Annotated in this window: 17 protein-coding genes; 9 read left to right on the forward strand and 8 right to left on the reverse strand. The window is 73.1% G+C overall.

Going from position 1 to position 16986, the window contains the following annotated elements; translation table 11 throughout:
- Positions 1-42: 42 nt before the first annotated feature.
- From J2X46_RS14065 to J2X46_RS14080, 4 genes are all read right to left on the reverse strand, one after another.
- Positions 43-942, reverse strand: a complete 900-nt coding sequence (locus tag J2X46_RS14065) for a DMT family transporter (protein ID WP_310251557.1) — start codon at positions 940-942, stop codon at positions 43-45.
- 17 nt (positions 943-959) lie between these two features.
- The gene (gene pknB / locus J2X46_RS14070) at positions 960-3128 is read right to left on the reverse strand and encodes a Stk1 family PASTA domain-containing Ser/Thr kinase (protein ID WP_310251559.1); all 2169 of its coding nucleotides are present in this window, start codon (positions 3126-3128) and stop codon (positions 960-962) included.
- A 127-nt stretch (positions 3129-3255) separates the two neighbouring features.
- Complete coding sequence (locus J2X46_RS14075; protein ID WP_310251561.1) at positions 3256-4056, reverse strand: family 16 glycosylhydrolase; 801 nt, start codon at positions 4054-4056, stop codon at positions 3256-3258.
- Between the two features lie 84 nt (positions 4057-4140).
- Positions 4141-4857 (reverse strand): transglycosylase SLT domain-containing protein, encoded by a 717-nt coding sequence (locus J2X46_RS14080; RefSeq protein WP_310251563.1) that lies wholly within the window; start codon positions 4855-4857, stop codon positions 4141-4143.
- A 169-nt stretch (positions 4858-5026) separates the two neighbouring features.
- Between J2X46_RS14080 and J2X46_RS14085 the strand changes: the two genes are divergently transcribed.
- Genes J2X46_RS14085 through J2X46_RS14095 form a run of 3 tightly spaced genes read left to right on the forward strand, consistent with a single transcriptional unit; the run spans position 5027 to position 6347 of the window.
- The gene (locus J2X46_RS14085; RefSeq protein WP_310251565.1) at positions 5027-5398 is read left to right on the forward strand and encodes an Rv2175c family DNA-binding protein; all 372 of its coding nucleotides are present in this window, start codon (positions 5027-5029) and stop codon (positions 5396-5398) included.
- Entirely contained in the window at positions 5398-5907 is a 510-nt protein-coding gene (locus J2X46_RS14090) for a ribonuclease domain-containing protein (protein ID WP_310251567.1), read from the forward strand. Before J2X46_RS14085 ends, J2X46_RS14090 begins: the two co-directional genes overlap by 1 nt.
- 5 nt (positions 5908-5912) lie before the next feature.
- Positions 5913-6347, forward strand: coding sequence for a barstar family protein (locus J2X46_RS14095; protein ID WP_310251569.1), 435 nt, complete (start codon positions 5913-5915; stop codon positions 6345-6347).
- Positions 6348-6657: 310 nt separating this feature from the next.
- Here J2X46_RS14095 and J2X46_RS14100 read toward each other — a convergent pair whose 3' ends face one another.
- Positions 6658-7722: a polyprenyl synthetase family protein gene (locus J2X46_RS14100; protein ID WP_310251571.1), complete on the reverse strand. Its 1065-nt coding sequence runs from the start codon at positions 7720-7722 to the stop codon at positions 6658-6660.
- Positions 7723-7785: 63 nt separating this feature from the next.
- Here J2X46_RS14100 and metF point away from each other — a divergent pair, with 63 nt between their 5' ends.
- Both metF and J2X46_RS14110 read left to right on the forward strand, forming a co-directional pair.
- Positions 7786-8676, forward strand: a complete 891-nt coding sequence (gene metF / locus J2X46_RS14105) for a methylenetetrahydrofolate reductase [NAD(P)H] (protein ID WP_310251572.1) — start codon at positions 7786-7788, stop codon at positions 8674-8676.
- Between the two features lie 34 nt (positions 8677-8710).
- Complete coding sequence (locus J2X46_RS14110; RefSeq protein WP_310251574.1) at positions 8711-9313, forward strand: SIMPL domain-containing protein; 603 nt, start codon at positions 8711-8713, stop codon at positions 9311-9313.
- Here J2X46_RS14110 and J2X46_RS14115 read toward each other — a convergent pair whose 3' ends face one another.
- From J2X46_RS14115 to J2X46_RS14125, 3 genes are read right to left on the reverse strand one after another with little or no spacing between them, the layout of a single operon-like run.
- The gene (locus tag J2X46_RS14115; RefSeq protein ID WP_310251576.1) at positions 9314-10615 is read right to left on the reverse strand and encodes an FAD-dependent oxidoreductase; all 1302 of its coding nucleotides are present in this window, start codon (positions 10613-10615) and stop codon (positions 9314-9316) included. It abuts the gene before it with no gap.
- A 30-nt stretch (positions 10616-10645) separates the two neighbouring features.
- Positions 10646-11236 (reverse strand): DUF4126 domain-containing protein, encoded by a 591-nt coding sequence (locus J2X46_RS14120; RefSeq protein ID WP_310251578.1) that lies wholly within the window; start codon positions 11234-11236, stop codon positions 10646-10648.
- On the reverse strand, positions 11236-11709 hold the full coding sequence (locus J2X46_RS14125; protein ID WP_310251580.1) for a YbaK/EbsC family protein: 474 nt from the start codon (positions 11707-11709) through the stop codon (positions 11236-11238). Before J2X46_RS14125 ends, J2X46_RS14120 begins: the two co-directional genes overlap by 1 nt.
- A 47-nt stretch (positions 11710-11756) precedes the next feature.
- Between J2X46_RS14125 and J2X46_RS14130 the strand changes: the two genes are divergently transcribed.
- The 4 genes from J2X46_RS14130 (at position 11757) to J2X46_RS14145 (ending at position 16952) form a co-directional block, all read left to right on the forward strand.
- Positions 11757-12224: a hypothetical protein gene (locus J2X46_RS14130; RefSeq protein ID WP_310251582.1), complete on the forward strand. Its 468-nt coding sequence runs from the start codon at positions 11757-11759 to the stop codon at positions 12222-12224.
- Between the two features lie 177 nt (positions 12225-12401).
- A complete protein-coding gene (locus J2X46_RS14135; protein ID WP_310251584.1) occupies positions 12402-12725 on the forward strand; it encodes a DUF6504 family protein in 324 nt (107 codons plus the stop codon).
- 10 nt (positions 12726-12735) lie between these two features.
- On the forward strand, positions 12736-13137 hold the full coding sequence (locus J2X46_RS14140) for an SAV_6107 family HEPN domain-containing protein (protein WP_310251586.1): 402 nt from the start codon (positions 12736-12738) through the stop codon (positions 13135-13137).
- A gap of 8 nt (positions 13138-13145) precedes the next feature.
- Positions 13146-16952 carry a DNA polymerase III subunit alpha gene (locus J2X46_RS14145; RefSeq protein ID WP_310251588.1) on the forward strand — a complete coding sequence of 1269 codons (3807 nt, stop codon included), beginning with the start codon at positions 13146-13148 and terminating at the stop codon, positions 16950-16952.
- Positions 16953-16986: the final 34 nt, after the last annotated feature.

Raw genomic sequence — 16986 nt, forward strand, 5'->3', positions numbered from 1 at the left:
CACGATAGGGGGCGGCGCCCACTGCGGGCTCCTGATCTCGGGTCAGACGGCGATGTGCGGGACCTCGCCCTCGACCACGCGCCGGGGCGCGAGCTCGACGGTCAGCATCGCGACCAGCACCATCGAGCCGCCGACCAGCAGCCTCGTGGTCAGGTCCTCACCGCCCAGCCAGACGGCGAAGAACGAGGCGAAGACGGGCTCCATGCTCATGATGATCGCGCTGCGGGTGGGCGGCAGGTGGGCCTGCGCCCACGTCTGGCCGAGCAGCCCGAGGGCGCCCACGATGACGGCCATGTAGGCCACCGACACCCAGTCGCCCGTGCGGTCCGGCAGCACGATCCCGTCGTGCACGGTCGCGAGCGTGCACACCAGTGCGATGACCATGACCTGGAGGATGGTGATGCCGACGGCGTCCTGGGCCGTCGACCAGGCGCCGAGCCCGACGATGTGCAGCGCGTAGAGGACGGCGGAGGACAGCGTGATCAGCTCGCCGTAGCCGATGCTGAAGCCGTTGAGCGCGAGCACGCCGAGGCCGACGGTGGCGAGCACGACGGCCACCCAGGTGATCGGCGGGATCCGGGTCCGCAGGATCGCCGCGGCGAGCAGCGGGGTGCAGACGACGTACAGGCCGGTGACGAAGCCGCTGATGCTGGCCGGTGTGTGCGCGAGGCCGGCGGTCTGCAGGATCTGCGCGACGCCGTAGAGCAGGCCGAGCACCACCGCGTGCCGGCGCACGACAGGGGAGAGGCGGCCGATCGCCTTCGGCGCGACGACGAGGAGGGCCAGCGACGCGATGCTGAACCGGAGCGCCAGGAAGTCGAGGGTCGGCACCCGGTCGAGCAGGTCCTTGATCAGGAAGAACGTCGAGCCCCAGCAGGCGGCGAGCCCCAGCAGCGCCGCCGCCGCGAGCAGGGTCGTACGACGGTCGTGCGCGGATTCCACGGACGAAATCTAGGGCGTCAGATCAGGAACAGCGTGATCGTCGAGCCCTTCGGGACCTGCGCGCCCTGGTCCGGGTCGGAGCTGAACACGAAGCCGAGGCCGAGGTAGTTGTCGGCCTCCTCGGTGACCACCTCGAAGCCGAGGCCCTGGAGCAGCTCGGTGGCCGCCTCCACGCCCATCGCGCGCACCCGCGGCACCTCGACCAGCTCGGGTCCCTGCGACACCACGAACGAGACGGTGTCGCCGCGGTAGAGCGTGCCGGTGGTGGGGTCCTGGGAGATGATGTCGCCCTCGGCGACGGTGTCGCTGTACTCGTCGCTGGCGACCGTCACCTTCAGCTTGCGCTTCTCGAGCGCAGCCTTGGCGTCGTCGAACGACTTGCCCGTCCAGTCCTTGATCTCGAGCGGCTTGCGGCCCTTGCTGAGGACCAGGTCGACCGTGGCGCCGGGCTTCAGCGTGGTGCCGGCCTTGGGGGAGGTGCGGATGACCTGCCCTTCGGGGACCTTCTCGCTCCACCGTCCGACGCTCTTGCCGAAGTCGAGGTTGGTCGCGGCCAGCGCGTCCTGCGCCTGGTCCTCGGTCTGCCCCTTCAGCTGGGGCACGTCGTAGCGCTCGGGGCCGAGCGAGAGGGTCAACGAGACGGTGCCGCCGTCGAGGACCTTGCCGCCGGGCTTCGGATCGGTGGCGATGACCAGGCCGGCCGCGACGTTCTCCGAGTACGCCGGGTCGCCGGCCTCCGCCTCGAGCCCGGCCTTCTCCAGCCGCGCGGTCGCCGCGGCCTCGTCGAGCCCCAGCACGGCGGGCGCCGTGGTGTAGCGCGCCCAGCCGAACCAGTAGGCGCCGAGGCCGACGCCCGCGACGAGCAGGAGCGCGAGCAGCAGCAGGAGCGGGCCCTTGACGGAGCGTCGCCGGGCCGTCGTGGTGACCGGGGCGACCGGGCTGGGGGCGCGCGACGGTGCGCGCGACGGCGTACGGGGTGGCGGTGCCGCCTCGGTGTCCTTGGGACGGACGGGCATCGCGGTGGTGACGGGCTCGGGCTCGACGACCTCCGGCTCGGGAGCCGGGGGCGCCGGGTGGCGCTCGATCGCCGTCGTCCGGTCGGGGCTGCCGTCGTCGACCAGCCCGGACTCCTTCGGGTCGACCTCCGTCAGCAGGGCCAGCGCCGCGGCGTCGAACGGCTGCGGCATCGTGTCGTAGCCGTGGCCCTCGGAGGCGTCGTCGGCGTCGGGCGCCCGGCGCGGCATCAGGTCCTCGGCGAGCTCGGGGTCGGTGGTGAGCCCCTCGCGGAGCGCCTGTGCGACCCGGTGGACGTGGTGGAGCAGCACGGCAGCGTCGGCCGGGCGCTGGCTGCGGTCGCGCGAGGTGGCCCGCGCGACGAGCGCGTCGACGTAGTCGGGGATGCCCGGCTCCACGAGCGAGGGGAGGGGTACGTCGTGGTGGACGTGGCGGTAGGCGACCTGGATCGGCGACTCGCCCTCGTGCGGCTTGCTGCCGGTCAGCAGCTCGTAGAGGACGACGCCGGTGGCGTAGACGTCGGCGCGGGCGTCGGCCCGGCCGTCGACGACGAGCTCGGGCGCGAGGTAGGAGACGGTGCCGATCAGGACGCCGCCGGTGGCGGTGTGCTGGGTGTCGGCGCTGACCGCCTTGGCGAGGCCGAAGTCGGCGACCTTGACCCGGCCGCCGTGCGCCTCGTCGGCGATGAGGACGTTCTCGGGCTTGACGTCGCGGTGGATCAGGCCGGCGCGGTGGGCGGCGGCGAGCGCGGAGACGACCGGCTCGAGCAGGGCCAGCGCCCTGCTCGGAGGCATCGGCGCCTCCTTGCGGATCACGTCGCGCAGGGTGTGGCCCGGGACGTACTCCATGACGAGGAAGACGGTGTCGGTGCCGTCGGAGGTGTCGTCGCCCTGGTCGTAGACGCCCACGACGTGGGGGTGGTTGAGACGGGCCGCGGCGCGCGCCTCCCGCACGAAGCGCTCGGCGAACTGCTGGTCGTCACCCAGGCCCGGGTGCATCACCTTGACCGCGACGGTGCGGTCCAGACGAGTGTCGGTGGCCTCGTAGACACTGGCCATGCCACCGCGCGCCACCCGGGCCCCGATGCGGTAGCGGCGGTCGAGCAGCCGTCCGGTCAGGGGGTCGCCAGCGGCGCCGGGCGCGGTTGCGCGGGCGTGCTCGGGTGGCTCCACGTCGACCTCCAACGCCGGACGGGGAAGGATCCGGCGCGACCATCGTACGGAAACCACGCTCGGAGCCGTCTCTCGTCTCGGCCCCGGCGTGGCGCGCACCCTGACTGGTCCGGCGCCGGATCACTCCTCAGCAGGCGTCGTTGTAGGTGCTCAGCTCGAGCTGGGGTGCCTTGACGGAGCGCTCGTTGGGGGCGCGCATGGTCCAGTAGCGCATCCAGTCCATCTGCATCCGGGCCGGGTGCATCTTCTTCTGGCCCTTCGAGCGCAGCTCGAACTTCAGCTGCCGGGGCACCGGGTCGAGGGCCGCGGCGCGTCGCTCGGTGTGGATGATCTTCGCGTCCACGAACCACGAGATGTGGTCCTTGGCGACCTCGACGGCGTAGGTGTGCCAGCGGTCGTTGCTGAGGTTGCGACCCTTGAAGCCCCGGTAGGAGCTGTTGGGCAGGGTGTGGACGTAGGACTTCACGGTGTTCGTGCCGAGCGTCCAGTTGTTCAGCGCGATGTCGCGGCCGCCGCAGTGCTGGGGGCGCTTGCCCGCGGGGACGAGCTCGGTGACCACCTTGTAGTTGCTGCCGCCCGGGGTGGTGCCCATCCGGCGGGCGCGGGCGCGGATCTCCCAGCGGCCGTAGGTGTGGCCAGGCAGGTCGAGCTTGGCCGAGACGCTGCCCTTGCGGGTGGTCATCAGCGTGAGCATCCCGTGCTGGGTGCGGACGATGCCGCGGCCGTGCTTCTTCCAGTAGGCCGGCTTGGGGCCGACGAACTCCTGGCGGAAGACGCCGTACTGGTACCAGCCCCAGGTGTTGCCGGCGTGGATCGGGCCGGGGACGCGGTGGTCGGGGACTGCTGAGGCAGGGGAGACCGCCGGCGAGAGCGTCAGGGCCAACAGCCCGACGAGCGCGGCGGCGAGGGTGGATCGGAGAGAGCGCATCCGGACAACCTACGAAGGGCGTCAGCGCGGCGACAAGTCCACGTCCGCCCGCGTGCGGGTGCCTGCGAGCCGCCCGCGAGTCGCTCAGGCCGGCGGGCGGCCGGCCTCGAGACGCCGCTTGATCGCCTCGACGTTGTCGACGTAGGTCCGGGTCTCCTCGTAGAGCCCGTGCCGCCGCACCGCCCCGAGGCCCTGGTAGTAGGCGCCGATCGTGTGGGTACGACGATGCGTGTGGCGCGCCAGCACCCGGAGCAGCAGCACTCCGGCCGTCGCGTTGTCGCCGAGCGAGCGCAGGTGCAGGCGACGGCCCGCGTAGCCCTCCATCCACCGCCCGGTCGACGGCAGCACCTGCATCGCGCCGATCGCGTGGGCGCCGGACACCACGCCCATCTGCCAGCCCGACTCCTGCCACGCGACCGCCAGCGCGAGCTGCGGGTCGACGCCGTGGTTGCGCGCGGCACCCGCGATCACGCGGCGGACCTTCTCGCGGCTCCGGACGGGGTGCTGCCACATCGTGGTGCCGCGGTCCGTGTCCTTGTCGCCGCTGCGGTCGCCCTTCCTGACGACCGGGATGACGATCCGCTGCCCGACCCGCAGGCTGCCCGCGCTGCCGAGGTGGTTGTAGGAGATCAGCTCGGCCGTCCACGCGTGGAACCTGCTCGCCAGGCCCGACGCGGTGTCGCCCCGCTCGACGACGTACGGCACCGCCTTGCGTCCGGCGGGCAGCCGCTCGTGGTCGGCGTGGGCGGGTGCAGCGACGAGGCTCGACACCGTCAGGCCGAGGACGAGCGTTGCCATCATGCGGGGGAACTGTCGGGGCACTGCTGCTCCTGGTCCCGTCCGCTGCGCCCACAGGGTCCGAGGCCCGTGGGAGGGAAGCGCGCGGACGAGCATTCGACGGTAGCGACCGCTCGTCGCCGACGCGAGGCGCCGGGTGGGTCGGGCGTGTCGCGCGTGACAGACTCCGCCCATGAGTGACGTCCCCCTCGCCGACCGTGACCTGGCCGCCCTCGTGCCCGAGTGGCTCGACTGGGGACAGGTGGCCGAGCAGCTCGGCGTGACCCCAAGCCGGGTCCGCACGATGATCAAGGAGCACGAGCTCGCTGCCGCCGTCTCCGAGCCGGGCACCGGCCCCCGGGTGCCGGCCGACTTCATCCAGGACGGCCTCGTCGTCAAGGGCCTCTCCGGCCTGCTGATGATGCTCCACGACCACAAGTTCGACGACCGCGAGTGCATCGCGTGGCTCTTCACCGACGACGACCTGCCCGGCCGTCCGATCGACGCGCTGCGGGAGAACCGCGGCAGCGAGGTCAAGCGCCGGGCCCAGGTGCTGGAGTACTGATGGCCCAGCCGACGACGGGCCGTCAGCGCTACCAGTGGGGGCTGCTGCTCCTCGTCGCGGTCCTGCTCATCGGCTGGCTGCTCACTGGCGGCAACGGCCAGGACGACCCGGAGGGCGACACCTCGTCCTCGTCCTCGTCGTCGGCCTCGTCGAGCCCCGAGGTCACCGGGGCCACCACGCCGACGACGACCGACGACACCGGCGGCGACGGGGGCACCGACCCCGAGAGCGGGCTGCCGATCGTGCAGGTCGCCGACCTGCCGCCCGAGGCCGCCGACACGCTCGACCTGATCGACGCGGGCGGCCCGTTCCCGGAGGACCGCGACGGCGTGACCTTCGAGAACCGCGAGGACCTCTTGCCCGACCACCCTCTGGGCTACTACAAGGAGTACACGGTCCCCACTCCCGGCTCCGACGACCGCGGCGCCCGACGCATCGTGGTCGGCGAGGACGGGGAGCTCTACTACACGGGCGACCACTACAGGTCCTTCTCACGCATAGCGAGGTAGTCGACATGAGCGGACTCGCAGCAGTCCTGGCCGGGCACGAGGCACCGGGGATCCACCTCTGGCACGGCGCATTCGAGGTCGACGACGTACGGCACTCGGTGGAGCACGCCGGCTGGGCCTTCGGGCACGTCGACGGCTGGACCGTGGGCGACACCAAGTCGGGCTTCCTCGCCGCGGTGGGGGAGGCGCTCGACTTCCCCGACCACTACGGGCAGAACTTCGACGCCCTCGCCGACTGCCTCCACGACATCGGCGCCCACGCAGGCGGCGTGATCCTCCTCTGGGACGGCTGGTCCACCCTCGCCCGCGCCGACGAGCGCGCCTTCAACGTCGCCCTCAGCGTCCTCGGCTCCCGCGTCAACGCCGACCGCGGTGTCCCCTTCACCGTCCTCCTCCGCGGCGAGGGACCTGCCGTCCCCGGCATCACCAGCCTCGACTAGGACCTGACCGCTGGTTGAGGTGCGAGCGAAGCGAGCCTCGAAACCAGGCTGCTTCAGGCTGGGGACGGTGCTATTTGGCGCTCGCTCCGCTCGCGCGTGCTCGGCGCCCTGCAAGACGTCGTCTTCCCTCGTCGCTCCCGAGCTGCCTCGCTGCGCTCGTCGCGCTCGCTCGCTCCTCAGTCCAGACGACGTCGGGCGCCGAGCGCGTGTGCTGGGGAGGCTGGGGCGATCCGGGCGGCGCGTGCTCCCCGCTGGTTGAGCAGCGAGCGCAGCGAGCGTGTCGAAACCAAGGCCCTCGATCTAGTGGCAGTCAGACCGTGCGCTGTGTGGCCGCCGCCGCCAGCTGGGTGAGCACCTCGCGGGCGTGGGGGTCGACGTCAGCGGCCTGGAGCGACTCGACGGCACGGTCGGAGAGGTGGCCGATGACGTCCTCGACCTGGGCGCGGGCGCCGGAGTCCTCGATGATGCCGCGCAGCTCGTCGACGTCGGCGGCGGTGAGCGGCGTACCGAGGGCGGCGTCGAGGCGCTGGGCCTGCGCCTGGGGCGCGGCGTCGAGCGCAAGGGCGACGAGCACCGTGCGCTTGCCCTCGACGAGGTCGTCGCCGGCGGGCTTGCCGGTCTCCTCGGGGTCGCCGAAGACGCCGAGGAGGTCGTCGCGCAGCTGGAAGGCCTCACCGAGCGGGAGGCCGAAGCGCGTCAGCTGCTCGAGCTGTACGTCGCTCGCGCCGGCGAGGCCGGCCCCGATGTGCAGCGGCCGCTCGATGGAGTACTTGGCCGACTTGTAGCGCAGGACCGTCATCGCGGTGTCGACGTCGGCACGACCGCGCGCCTGGACCGAGACGTCGAGGAACTGCCCGGCGATGACCTCGTTGCGGCACAGCTCGAACAGCTGGAGCCCGGCCGCGGTCTCGGACGCGGTGAACCCGCTGTGCCGCAGCATGTCGCCGGCCCAGCCGAGCTGGAGGTCGCCGAGCAGGATCGCGGCCGCGGCGCCGTACTGGGCCGGGTCGCCGCGCCAGCCGGCGGCGCGGTGCTCGGCCTCGAAGGCGCGGTGCGTCGCCGGGCGGCCGCGACGGGTGTCGGAGGCGTCCATGTAGTCGTCGTGGACCAGCGCGCTCGCGTGCAGCATCTCCAGCGAGGCGCACGCGCGGGCCAGGGCGGCCGGGTCCGAGACCTCGGGCCGGATCGCGCGGTAGCCCCAGTGGCAGAAGGCCGCACGGAACCGCTTGCCGCCGCGCACGGCCGTACGCGCCTCGGTGATCAGGCGGGTCGCGTCGGGACCGAGCGGGGCCAGCTCGGCCGCGCGCTCGTCGAGGAAGGCGTCCAGCACCTCCTGGACCTCGTGGCGGAAGGCTGCGGGGTCCCAGGTCGTCACCTATTCAGCCTAAACATCGGACAGGATGCGGCTGACGGCGCGGTCCTCCGTAGGCTGTTGCGTATGACGCACGCACGGGGACTGAGCATGCGCGAGCTGCTCGCGCGCGGAGACCGATCCTTCTCCTTCGAGTTCTTCCCGCCCAAGGACGAGGCCGGGGAGCAGCAGCTCTGGCAGGCCATCACCGAGCTCGAGCCCTACGGCCCGACCTTCGTCTCGGTGACCTACGGCGCCGGAGGCACCACCCGCGACCGCACGGTGGCGATCACCGCGCGGATCGCCCGCGAGACCGGCATGCTGCCGGTCGCGCACCTGACCTGCGTCGGCCACACGACGGGGGAGATCGAGGGGATCCTCGACGACCTCGACGCGGCCGGGGTCCAGCACATCATGGCGCTGCGGGGAGACCCGCCGGGCGGCCCGGGCACGCCGTGGACGCCCACCGAGGGTGGCCTGACCTACGCGAGCGAGCTGGTCTCGCTGATCCGGCGGCGGCCCGACATGCGTATCGGCGTCGCGGCCTTCCCGGAGGGCCACGTCGACGCCGTCAGCCTCGAGCAGGACGCGCAGGTCCTCAAGGCGAAGTACGACGCGGGGGCCGAGTTCGCCGTCACCGAGATGGTGCTGCGGGCCTCCGACTACGTCGCGCTCGTCGAGCGGGCCGAGGCCGTCGGCGCCGACCTGCCGATCATCCCCGGCATCATGCCGATCCTGAACCTCCGCTCGATGGAGCGGATGGTCGAGCTCTCGCGCCGGCACCTGCCGCAGGAGGTCCACGACCGGCTCACGCCCCACGCCGACGACCCCGCCCGCCTGCGCGAGGAGGGGATCGCGATCGCGACCGAGCTGTGCGCCGACCTCCTCGACGCCGGCGCTCCGGGCCTGCACTTCTACACGCTCAACCGCTCCCGCGCGACGCGCGAGATCTTCGACAACCTCCGCATCTGCGTCTGAGGCGGGGGCTTCCGCCGCGCACTACGGTGACGTCATGCGCACCGTCACCGTCACCGGAACCGGCACCGCCAAGGTCGCGCCCGACAGCGCCGTCGTGCGCGTCGCCGCGGTCGCCCGCGGAGCCGGCGTCGCGGAGGCGTACGACGCCATGGCGGGCAGCGCGACGACGGTGGTCGAGGTGGCCGGGCGCCACACCGACACCCGGCGCATCGCGTCGACGGGCATCTCGGTGTGGCCGTTCCACGACCACGAGGGGCGCAGGCAGGGCTACGAGGCGCGCCACGCGTTCGCGATTGCCTGCACCGACCTCGCCGAGGCGGGCACGATGCTCGGCGAGCTGGCCCGCGAGGTCGGCGACAGCCTGGCCGTCGACAGCGTCGGCCTCGAGGTCACCGAGGACCACGGTGCCGGCGGCAAGGCCCGCGAGGCGGCCTTCCACGACGCCCGCGAGAAGGCGGCCGCCCTCGCGCGGATGGCCGGCGCGGGCCTCGGCGCCGTGCAGTCGGTCGTCGAGGACGGCGCGGACGCACCCGGCCCGATGCCCAAGATGGCGATGATGCGCGACTCCGGCGGCGGGATCGAGCCGGGGGAGACGACCGTGACCACGACCGTCACGGTCGTGTGGGAGCTGGCCTGATCAGGCCCGTCCGACCAGCTCGGCCACCAGCGCCGCGCTGAGCCCCGCGAACGGCAGGCCGCTGCCGGTCGTGGCATGGGCGCCCGCCGCCAGCACGCCCGGCACCGGCGTCCGGGGACCCAGCCGGCTGCGCGCGGTGCGCGGGCCCTGCCACAGCATCCCGTGGGGCGAGCCGCCCCACTGCTCGACGAGCTCGCGCGGCGAGCGGTCGACGCGCGCGACCACCTGACGTCGTACGTCGATCCCGCGGCGCGCGAGCGCCAGCAGCGGGTCCTCGGCGAGCCGGCCGCGACCGAGCACGGTCCACGCCGCACCGCTGTCGGGTGCGCGGCCGCCGGTGCGCACGACCAGCAGCGGGTCGCCGTGCAGCACGACCTCGTGCGGGATCTCGGGCACCTCGCCCTCCAACCCCACGTGGCACACGACCGGCGGGATGGCCGGCATCGTCCTCCTGACGTACGACGCCAGCGCAGGGAGGCGGCGCGGGTCGATCGCCACGACCACCCGGTCCGCCGGGACCTCGCCCTGAGCCGTCCGGACCGCGGCGACGCCCGCGTCGCCGACGACCAGGTCGAGCGCCTCGGCGCCCGTCAGCACCGTGACGCCGCGCAGCTCCAGCCGTTCGGCCATCGCCGTGCCGAGGGCCGCAAGCCCGCCGGGCACGGTCCAGGCGCCGAAGCGCTGCTCGAGGTAGGCGTCGACCCCGGCGAAGACCGGTACGTCGCGGAGGTCGTGGCCGTCCATCACCAGTCGGTGGCCGGCGACCAGCCGCAGCCGCTCGTCGGTGAGCGCCTTCCGGAGCCGCTTGTGGAGCGACTCGCGGCGACCGAGCAGGTCGGTGAGCTCGCGCGGCGCCACGTCGTCGTCGAAGGGCCGCTCGAACCACTCCTTGCGCAGCAGCTCCCACGTGTCGCCGTACGACGCCACGTGGTCGACCCACTGCCGACCGAGGCCGGGCGCGAGCGCGTCGACGGCCTCGAGCTGTGCCGACCGGGAGCCACCGGGCAGGCGCAGCGAGGTGCCGTCCTCGAAGCGGTGCTCGCGGACGAGGTCGAGGGGCTGGAGGTCGACCTCGCGCTCGAGCGGACGGCCCGACTTGCGGAACAGGTCGCGGATCACGGCCGGCAGGAGCGTGGTCGTCGGTCCGGCGTCCCACGCGAAGCCGTCGAGCTCCTCGGTCGTGAGCGCACCGCCCAGGCGGTCGGACCGCTCGAGCAGGGTCACCTCGTGGCCGACCTTGGCGAGCCGGGCCGCCGCGGCCATGCCGCCGAAGCCACCGCCCACCACCACGACCCGCGCCACGGTCGGAACCCTAGAGGGTGGGCGCGGGCGTCAGGCGACCTGCTGGACTGGGTCCCGCTTCTTCCAGCGTCGCCAGCCGCGGCGGATCGCCCGGCCGAGGACGTAGAGCATGGTGAGGCCCAGCACCAGCAGGACCGCGGCGATCGCGGCTGCAGCCCTCGGGTGCTCGAGCGAGAACCACACGACGCCGAGCACTGCGGCGTCCTCGCTGAGGCTGGCCACGACGTTGGTCACGGGCTCGGGCGAGGAATTGATGGCCAGGCGGCCGCCGGCCTTCGCCAGGTGGCTGAGCAGCGCGGTGCCGCCGCCGACCACGCCGAGCACCGCCTGGTCGAGCGAGTCGGCGTCACCGGCGAGCAGCACGCCGATGACCGCCCCGGCCGTCGGGCGGATCGCCGTGGAGATCGCGTCCCAGGTCGAGTCGATGTAGGGGATCTTGTCGGCGATGAACTCCATCGCGTAGAGGAATCCGGCCACCGCCAGCACGTCCCAGCGGGCCAGCACGTCGGGGATGTCGGTGAACGAGCCGACCCGGTCGGCGATGCCGAGCACGAGCACCACGAGGTAGGCGTTGATGCCGCTGGCCCAGCCGCTGGAGAAGGTGAGTGCGAGCGCGTCCATCAGTCCACCTGCACCTCGACCGCGTCGGTCATCGCGACCAGCTCGTCGTAGGTCGAGGAGAAGACGGCCGCGGGGTGGCCGGCCGCCGCCCACACCACCTCGTGCTGCCGCAGCCACGGGTCGATCCAGGTGCGGATGGGGGTGGGGTGGTCGATGGGGGAGACGCCGCCGATGACCTGGCCGGTGTGGCGTCGTACGAAGTCGGGGTCGGCACGCTTGAGGCGGCCCACGCCCATGCGCTCCGCGGTGGCTTTCGTGTCGACCCGGTGGGCACCCGAGGTGAGGATCAGGACCGGCTCGCCGTCGCTGTCGAAGAGCAGGCTGTTGGCGATGGCGCCGACCTCACACCCCAGCGCCGCCGCGGCGAGTGCCGCAGTGTGGGCGCTGTCGGGCAGGATGACCACGTCACCCGTGCCGCCGCGCCGGGTGAGCTCGCCTCGAAATGAGGTGATGGACGTGTGCTCGCTCGACATGATGGTGAGCCTAGCGACGACGACCGACCAGCCCGAGGGAGTTTTGCATGGCGCGCGACGTGCCCGGATCCGTGGTCAACAGCATGCGAGTGCTGGGCCTGATCGTGGCGACCTCGGGGGTGATCACGCTCCTCATCTGGCTGATGCGTGACGACGTCATCCTCGGGTGGGCCGAGGGCAACCCGTCGGCGCAGGAGATCCTGGCGCAGGGCGGCATCGACCAGCTGCGCGAGAGCCCGATCGTGCCGGGCTTCGTGGCGCTCTCGATCGTGGCGTTCGTCGGCTTCGCGCTCCTGGCGATGGTGCTCGGCTCGTTCTTCATGGGCGGCCACGGGTGGGCGCGCTTCGTGCTGACGGCCACGGCCGGTGTGGGCGTGCTGGTGGGTGCGGTCGCGCTCGACTCGCACCTCCCGACGATCTTCGTGGTGCTCTCCGCCCTGGTGATCGTGGAGGGCCTGGTCCTCTCGTTCTTCCTGTGGCAGCGCGAGACCAGCGCCTACCTCCGCCAGGTCTGATCCACCCTTCGTCCACAGTTCGCCGATTCCTCCTCGAACGGCTTGACGGGCTGTCGGTGGGGGGTAGTACCGTTCTGGGTGTTCGAACAGATGTTCGATGCGACCCGGTGGCGGTGACCTCGACCCCCATCACCACCGGGTCGACCCCGGGGTCGACGGACGTGTCGAGGAGGCGCAATGAGGCAGTACGACGACCCCGTCGAGGTGCGACGCGGCGAGACCGAGGACCCCGACCAGTTCCTGTGGCGCGGGCGGTTGTGGAAGGTGCGCGCGGTGGTCGCGCACTGGGTGGAGACCGGTCCGTGGTGGCAGACCGCGCGGTCCGCGGGGGCTGAGGCCTCGGAGCAGGCGGCGCCGGCCGACCTCGTCGCCGAGCGTGAGCTCTGGCGGGTCGAGGCCGGTCGCGGGATCCCGAGCGAGGCGCAGGAGTCCTACGGCGTCTTCGACCTCTCCTTCGACTGGACCGACGGGCGCTGGCAGCTCGTGGGCTGCGTGGACTGAGGTGGACCTGATGAGCCCCCACGCGCTGCCGGCCACCGCCCACTCCTACCTCGAGCGTTCGGCCACCTCGCTCCGCGAGTCGATCACGGCGCGCGACGTGCCCACCCGCTATGCCTGCGCCCACGTCGCCGCGCTGTGCGCCGCGGCCGCCCTTCTCGCGGCGCGGGCCCGGCCCGCCCCACGAGGACGACGCCAGAAGAACGCGTGGGTCCTGCTCGCGGAGGTCGCACCGGAGCTCTCCGAGTGGGCGACCTTCTTCGCCGCCGGTGCCGCCAAGCGGGCCGCCGCCGAGGCCGGCTCGACCCGCGCAGTCACCGAGCGCGAGGCCGACGACCTGGTGCGCGACGCCGACCGGTTCCTCGCCGTGGTCGAGCAGGCGCTCGGCCTGGTGCCCCACGCCAGCGTCGCCTGAGGCCGCGGGTGTCACCCGACCCCTTCGTCCACCTCCACGTCGCCTCCGGCTATTCGTTGCAGTACGGCGCGTCCCACCCGCACGTCCTGGTGGAGCGGGCCGCCGAGCAGGAGATGGACACGCTCGCCCTCACCGACCGCGACGGCACCTACGGCGCGGTGAAGTTCGCCCGGGCCGCCGCTCGGGCGGGGATCCGGCCGGTGCTCGGCGTCGACCTGGCCGTCGCTCCGACCATGGCCGGGCCGGGCGGCGCGCGCCCGGCCCCTCGTCGTACGCCGGCGCGGGGTGGGGCGGTGCGCGACCTGTCGCTCCAGCAGGGCGGCAGCGCGCGGGTCACGTTCCTCGCGAGTGGGCGCGCGGGCTGGGCCGCGCTGTGCCGGATGGTGTCGGCGGTCCACCTGTCGGGGGAGCGCGGCCGTCCGGTCGCCACCCTCGACGTGCTGGCCCCTCACCTGGCCGGCGGCGACGTGCTGGTGCTGCTGGGGCCGGCCTCCGAGCTCGGGGCTGCGGCGACCCGGCGACGCGACGACTTCGCCCTGGCTGCGATTGCCCCCTGGCTCGAGCTCGTGCCGCGGGCCAACCTCGTCGTCGAGCTCGTGTCCCACCGGCTCGGCGGGCGGGCCGGCGACTGGGGTCCGGGCACCTCGCCGCACGCCGCACGGATGGCCGGCGTCGCCCACCGGGCCGGCCTCACCTCCGTGCTGACCAACATGGTGCGCTACGCCGACCGCCTCGACGCTCCCACCATCGACGTCCTCGACGCGGCGCGGCGGCTGGTCCCGCTCGGGTCGGCCAGCCTGCGCGACGTCGGGCCCGGCACCACGCGGGGCAACGCCGAGGGCTTCCTCAAGTCGGGCAAGCAGATGCACGAGGTCGCCGAGGAGGTCTGCCGCCTCGCCGGCCTCGCCCACGACAGCGACCGCGAGGCCACGCGGCTGGTCGCCCGCACCCGGGCCGTCGCCGACCGCTGCGCGCTCGACGTGCGCGCCGACCTCGGCATCGGCGAGGTGCACTTCCCCGAGTTCGAGCTCTCCGACGCCGCAGCGCCGTCGGCCGACGTCGCGCTCCGGCTCCGGTGCGAGGCCGCGATCGGCGGGCGCTTCGGCTCGGCCCCGCGGATGCGGATCTGGACCCGGCTCGACGATGAGCTGGAGATCATCCGGTCCCTGGGCTACGCGTCGTACTTCCTCACCGTCGCCGACGTCACCGACCTGATCGGGGAGATGGGCGTGCGAAGGGCCGCACGGGGGTCGGGGGCCGGCAGCCTGGTCAACTACCTGCTGGGCATCTCGGGCGTCGACCCGATCCGCCACGGGCTGCTGATGGAGCGGTTCCTCTCGCCGCTGCGGGCCTCGCTGCCCGACATCGACGTCGACGTGGAGTCGGCCCGCCGCGAGGACGTCTACCGCGCGATCCTCGACCGGTTCGGCGGCGAGCGGTGCGCCTGCGTCTCGATGATGGACACCTACCGCGTCCGCCACGCCGTGCGCGACGTCGGTGCCGCGCTCGGCATGCCGCCGGGAGAGGTCGACGCGATCGCCAAGGCGTTCCCGCACATCCGCGCTCGCGACGCCCGGCTCGCCCTGCGCGACCTGCCCGAGCTGCGGGTCAGCGGCCTCGGCGACGGCGCCTTCGACCACTTCTTCGGCCTCGTCGAGCGGCTCGACGGCCTGCCCCGCCACATCGCGGTGCACCCCTGCGGCGTGCTGCTCTCCGACACCACCCTGCTCGACCGCACGCCCGTCGAGGCGTCGTGGGCGGGCTTCCCGATGAGCCAGTTCGACAAGGACGACGTCGAGGACCTCGGCCTGCTCAAGCTCGACGTGCTCGGCATCCGGATGCAGTCGGCGATGGCCCACGCGGTTGCCGAGGTGCAGCGCGTCGACGGCGTCACGGTCGACCTCGACGACGAGGTGCAGGTGCCCTTCGACGACGCCCCGACCTACGCGATGATCAGCGAGGCGAAGACGCTGGGCGTCTTCCAGATCGAGTCGCCCGGGCAGCGCGAGCTCGTCGGCAAGTCCGGCATCGAGAGCTTCGGCGACATCATCACCGACATCTCGCTCTTCCGGCCCGGCCCGGTCAAGAGCGACATGATCACCCCCTACCTCGAGGTCAAGCAGGGCTGGACGAGCGCCCACTACCTCCACGACGACCTGCGCCCGATCCTCGAGCAGACCCGCGGCGTGGTGGTCTTCCACGAGCAGGTGATCGAGATGATCGCGCTGTTCGGCGGCGTCTCCTACGCCGAGGGCGACGAGAAGCGCCGGGCTCTCGGCGACCCCGTGGGGATGGCGGAGACCAAGACGTGGTTCTTCCGGCGGGCCGTCGCCCGGGGCTACGACCTCGCCCTGGTCGCGCAGGTCTGGACGGTGCTGGAGGCGTTCGCGTCGTTCGGCTTCTGCAAGGCGCACGCCGCCGCCTTCGCCCTCCCGACCTACCAGTCCGCGTGGCTCAAGGCCCACTGGCCCGCGCACTTCCTGTCCGGCGTGCTCACCCACGACCCGGGGATGTACCCCAAGCGCCTGATCCTCGACGACGCCCGCCAGCTCGGGATCGGGGTGCTCGGCCTCGACGTCAACGCGAGCGAGTCGTCCTACGTCGTCGAGCGCGGCGAGTCGGGCGAGAGCCACGCGATCCGGCTCTCGCTCACCGACGTGAAGGGGATCAGCGAGGCCGAGGTCGCCCGCATCGTCGAGGCCCGCGACGGCGGCCCCTTCGTGTCGCTGTCCGACTTCTTCCACCGCGCCCGCGTCTCACGACCGGTGCTCGAGCGGCTGGTGCTCGCCGGCGGGTTCGACGGCGTCTACGGCATCGGGTCGGGCGAGCAGGCGGTGCATCGGCGGGGTCGGGTCACCCGGCGCGACCTGCTGCTCCAGGTGGTCGAGCTCGACCTACACGCCCGCGCGCTCGACCGGGCCTCGCGGGGGCGCGGGCTGTCCCGTCGAAGGGCGCCCCTGCCGGCCACCACCGCAGCGGCCGACGCCGCGGTGCGCAACAGCTCCGACCCGTCGGTGCGCGACGGCGCCGAGCCGACGGAGCGGCACGCGCTCGCCGACGGCGGGGTGTGGGCCCGCGCGTCCGCCCAGTCGCGGGCGGCGAGGCCGGTCGTCGCGGCGGAGTCGGTGCAGCTCACCCTGAGGCTCGGCGACGAGCCGGGCGAGCCGGGGGAGCGGCCCAGCGGACTGCCGGAGATGACCACCGTGGAGCGGATGCGAGCCGAGCTCGAGATCCTCGGCCTCGACGTCAGCCAGCACGCCATCGCGACGTTCGACCCGTTCCTCGACGCCCTCGGCGTCACCCGCAGCCGCGACCTGCTGCGGCGCCGCAGTCGCTCGGAGCTGCTGGTCGCGGGGGTCAAGGTCGCCACGCAGACACCGCCGATCAAGTCCGGGCGACGCGTGGTGTTCCTGACGCTCGACGACGGCACCGGCCCGGTCGACGCGACGTTCTTCGAGGACGCCCAGGGCCCCTACGCCGAGACTGTCTTCTCGTCGTGGCTCCTGCTGGTGCGCGGCGAGCTGCGTCGCACCGGTCGGCGTGGGGTCTCGCTGCGTGCGACCGGGGCGTGGGAGCTGCCGGCGCTGCACGGGCTGTGGCAGCAGGCTCGCACCAGCGACGAAGGGCTCGAGGCGGTGCGGACCGAGCTGGCCCGGGTCCACGAGCCGACTGGCGAGGCGCCCGCCCAGCGGCGGGTGCTCGTGCACACGAGTGGCTTCCAGATGTCGCCCTACTCCGACGTCAAGCCCGCGGGCGACCCGGTCAAGGACGTCGCCCGCAAGCTGTGGCACCGCAGCCCCGGGAGCGCCGGATGACACGCGCCCGGAGCCATCACCCGCACGCACTAGG

Source organism: Nocardioides sp. BE266, from assembly GCF_031457855.1.
In the GTDB taxonomy this organism is placed as follows: Bacteria; Actinomycetota; Actinomycetes; order Propionibacteriales; family Nocardioidaceae; genus Nocardioides.

Bases quoted from the DNA above. Each gene is read 5' to 3' on its own strand.
- J2X46_RS14075 (WP_310251561.1), bottom strand. From the start codon at position 4,056: ATGCGCTCTCTCCGATCCACCCTCGCCGCCGCGCTCGTCGGGCTGTTG.
- J2X46_RS14080 (WP_310251563.1), bottom strand. From the start codon at position 4,857: ATGATGGCAACGCTCGTCCTCGGCCTGACGGTGTCGAGCCTCGTCGCT.
- J2X46_RS14085 (WP_310251565.1), top strand. From the start codon at position 5,027: ATGAGTGACGTCCCCCTCGCCGACCGTGACCTGGCCGCCCTCGTGCCC.
- J2X46_RS14090 (WP_310251567.1), top strand. From the start codon at position 5,398: ATGGCCCAGCCGACGACGGGCCGTCAGCGCTACCAGTGGGGGCTGCTG.
- J2X46_RS14095 (WP_310251569.1), top strand. From the start codon at position 5,913: ATGAGCGGACTCGCAGCAGTCCTGGCCGGGCACGAGGCACCGGGGATC.
- metF (WP_310251572.1), top strand. From the start codon at position 7,786: ATGACGCACGCACGGGGACTGAGCATGCGCGAGCTGCTCGCGCGCGGA.
- J2X46_RS14110 (WP_310251574.1), top strand. From the start codon at position 8,711: ATGCGCACCGTCACCGTCACCGGAACCGGCACCGCCAAGGTCGCGCCC.
- J2X46_RS14120 (WP_310251578.1), bottom strand. From the start codon at position 11,236: ATGGACGCGCTCGCACTCACCTTCTCCAGCGGCTGGGCCAGCGGCATC.
- J2X46_RS14125 (WP_310251580.1), bottom strand. From the start codon at position 11,709: ATGTCGAGCGAGCACACGTCCATCACCTCATTTCGAGGCGAGCTCACC.
- J2X46_RS14130 (WP_310251582.1), top strand. From the start codon at position 11,757: ATGGCGCGCGACGTGCCCGGATCCGTGGTCAACAGCATGCGAGTGCTG.
- J2X46_RS14135 (WP_310251584.1), top strand. From the start codon at position 12,402: ATGAGGCAGTACGACGACCCCGTCGAGGTGCGACGCGGCGAGACCGAG.
- J2X46_RS14140 (WP_310251586.1), top strand. From the start codon at position 12,736: ATGAGCCCCCACGCGCTGCCGGCCACCGCCCACTCCTACCTCGAGCGT.